Annotated in this window: 4 protein-coding genes; all 4 read left to right on the top strand. The window is 63.9% G+C overall.

Annotation, left to right across the window (positions count from 1 at the left end; all coding sequences use genetic code 11):
- Positions 1-118: 118 nt before the first annotated feature.
- Positions 119-550, top strand: coding sequence for a type II secretion system protein (locus tag JF66_RS25150; protein ID WP_035880055.1), 432 nt, complete (start codon positions 119-121; stop codon positions 548-550).
- Between the two features lie 121 nt (positions 551-671).
- Positions 672-1,088 carry a type II secretion system protein gene (locus tag JF66_RS17565; RefSeq protein WP_035880056.1) on the top strand — a complete coding sequence of 139 codons (417 nt, stop codon included), beginning with the start codon at positions 672-674 and terminating at the stop codon, positions 1,086-1,088.
- 1 nt (position 1,089) lies between these two features.
- Positions 1,090-1,656 carry a PilW family protein gene (locus tag JF66_RS17570; protein WP_035880057.1) on the top strand — a complete coding sequence of 189 codons (567 nt, stop codon included), beginning with the start codon at positions 1,090-1,092 and terminating at the stop codon, positions 1,654-1,656.
- On the top strand, positions 1,647-2,983 hold a 1,337-nt coding region (locus tag JF66_RS17575), incomplete at its 3' end, for a hypothetical protein (RefSeq protein ID WP_035880058.1). The genes JF66_RS17570 and JF66_RS17575, both read left to right, overlap by 10 nt.

The following is a 2,983-nucleotide window of genomic DNA, read 5'->3' on the forward strand; positions in this document are numbered from 1 at the left end:
TTCGCCCGAGAACTAGGCATTGAATATTCAGGTTTTCTACATTTTGTGCTGATACACCCCCTAAACTGGGGCCACACGAGCGAATGTCCTGCTCACAGGCACCCACAGAAGGAACCCCATGATCAGCAGACTCACCGCACCGCTCGCCCGCAAGCGCGCAGCCCTGAACAAGGACGACAAGGGGTTCACCCTCATCGAGCTCCTCGTGGTTGTCATCATCATCGGAATCCTGGCGGCCATCGCCATCCCGATCTTCCTCAGCCAGCAGGACCAGGCCAAAGACTCTGCCGCGAAGTCCGACCTCGGCACCGCCAAGGTCGCCTACGTGAGTGTTCTGGTCAGCCAGACCACGCCTGCCGCCGTGACGAAAGACGACCTTCTCGCCGCTGGCTACACCGAGAGCGATGGTGTCACGTTGACCGTCTCGAGCTCCGTGCCGGCGGCCGGGACAACCGAAGCGTCGTTCTGCCTTAGCGCGGAAAGCGCAAGCGGCGATTCCTTCCACGTCACCGCCACCAGTGGCGTCGAAGACGCCGCCTGCCCTGCATAACAGCGTCTCAACGTGCACTGAGCCCGTGCAGAAAGTGATCGGTGGGGTGACCCCGAGGCGGCGGCCCACCGATCACGTTCTGCACAGCAATACCCCATACCGTCCCGAGGAGGCGTGACGCATGACCGTTTTCCCGGGGTCCTCCGGGCGACGTGGTGACGCGGGTTTCGGCCTGATCGAAATTGCCGTTTCCATGTTTCTGCTCGGACTGCTGGCGGTAGCGTTCCTGCCGTTCCTCGTGCAGGGGGTCAAGCAATCCTCAGCCAACGGGACGCTCGCGACCGCGACCCAGCTCGTGAACAGGGAAACCGAGAACGCTCGGGCCCAAACCACGTGCACGGGCCTGACCGCGGCGACATCCACGGTGCTCGACGCGCGCGGGGTAACCCTGCGGGTGACCCGGACAGTTGGCGGTACATGCCCGACGCCGGCCTCCTCGTACCCGATGACCGTTCCTGTTGCCGTCACCGTCGTGCGCACGGACACCGGCGCGCAGGTTGCCGCGGCCAAAACCCTGATCTTCGTGGCGGTGAGATAGCGTGCCGCCTGCCAGCGACGAGTCCGAACACGGCTACACGCTCGTGGAGCTCATCGTCTACAGCAGCCTGTTGATCATCGTCATCGCCGTCGTCGCGGGGCTTTTCATCAGCGGGTTGACAACCACCGAAAGCGTGCGGGGCATGACGGCTGCCACCACCTCCGCACAGGTAGTGGCCGATTCCATCGAGACCAACGTGCGCAATTCCAGCGATTTCCTGTTGACCACCCCGGCGGGTACGGATCAATTGCTCGTGGCGCGCACCGCCAAACGAGAGGTCACGCTGTCGTGGCAGTGCGTGGCCTGGTATTACTCGGCGGCCAACGGCGGCAGCATCCGCTTCACGCAGTCGAACGCTGCCATCCTCGCGCCGACGCCGAGCCAGCTCTCGACCTGGACGGTCGTCCAGCAGGGCATGGCCCCCGTGTCAGGTGCAGCTATCTTTTCCACCACCGGCCAGAAACTGGCCGTGAACTTCATGAGCAAGGTCGGTGATCACCCGCCCGTCGTGATCTCGAGTTCCGCAACGAGTCGGGCCGGAGCATCGGGGAACCTGACATGTTTCTGACACGCAACGTTGCTGTTCTCCGCGGGGACCAGGAACGCGGGGCCGCCTTGGCATCCGTTCTCGGCCTGATGGTCGTGGGCCTGATCTTCGCGTCGCTCATCACCGCCTCCGTGGTGGGCGCCTATGGAGTGAGCTCCTCGACTCGTTCCGGTGTGCAGTCCGGGGCGGCCGCGGACGCCGGCGTGGCCGCGGCCCGTGCAGGCCTCTACACCGTGGGAAACTGCGCGGCACAGCCGACGCCCGGAACGTATTCGTCGTCGGTAGCGCCCAAGTACAGCGCGAAGGTCGAGTACTTCGTGGACACGGTGTGGATCGCCGGGTGTCCGCCCGTCACGGCCAAGGAGGTGCGGATCGTCTCGACCGGCGCCGCCCAGTCACCGGGCGTCAACGGCGCGACCGTGGGTAATGCAACCAAGGTCGAAGCGGTGATGAAGTACGTCGTTCCCGGCATCGAAGCCAGCGGAGTTGCCGTGTACCTCTACAAGGGGGGCTCCGTCGACGCGAACTCGAGCTTTGACATGACGGAGTCCCCGGGCGCGGGCATCATGGTCAAAAACGGCGACCTTCTCTGCGACGTGAACAACTCGGTGCTCAATGGAAACGTGATCGTGAACGGCGCGCTGACCTTCACCAACAAGTGCACCGTCAACGGGAGCGCATGGGTGTCCGGAACCGCGACGCTCGGCCGTGGATTCATCCGCGACAACCTTTCGTCGGCCGCGGTGAGCCCCGTTCTGACGGCGGGGAGGGTTGGCCCCAATCCCCCCGGAACCAGCGTTGGGGGTACGTATACGCGGTCGACTGTCGTGCCGACGATGCCGCCGTGGACGGAGGTGGGATACACCCCCGCCGCCTGGGTGGATTCTTCCGGCACTCCCTATGAAGTGAGAACGCTTCTCCCGTCCAACTGTGCACTGCCCAATGGCACCCTCGGCGGAACAACACTGGGCAAACCGGTGATCATCGATGCGCGCGCGTGCGGCGCGGGGCCCACCGCGTCCAACAACACCACCGTGAAGCTCACGAGCGACGTCGTGATTTTCGCGAACAGGTTCGATTTCTCCGGGGTCAACTCCCTCGAATTCTCCTCGTCCACCAGCGCAGCGCACAAGATCTGGTTCATCACCCCCGATTTGGTGTCGGACGGGCAACCGACCTGCGCGAGCGGTACGCAGGGAGATTTCTCGGTGAAGAACGGATTCACGATCACCGCACCGATCGAGGCGCTGCTCTACACGCCGTGTGCATTCAACGGTAACAACGGGTTCAGTTGGCGTGGACAGCTCATCGCGGGGAACCCGAGCCAGTTGAAGAACAACCCCACGTC

Origin of the sequence: Cryobacterium sp. MLB-32, assembly GCF_000738085.1 — a bacterium.
In the GTDB taxonomy this organism is placed as follows: Bacteria; Actinomycetota; Actinomycetes; order Actinomycetales; family Microbacteriaceae; genus Cryobacterium.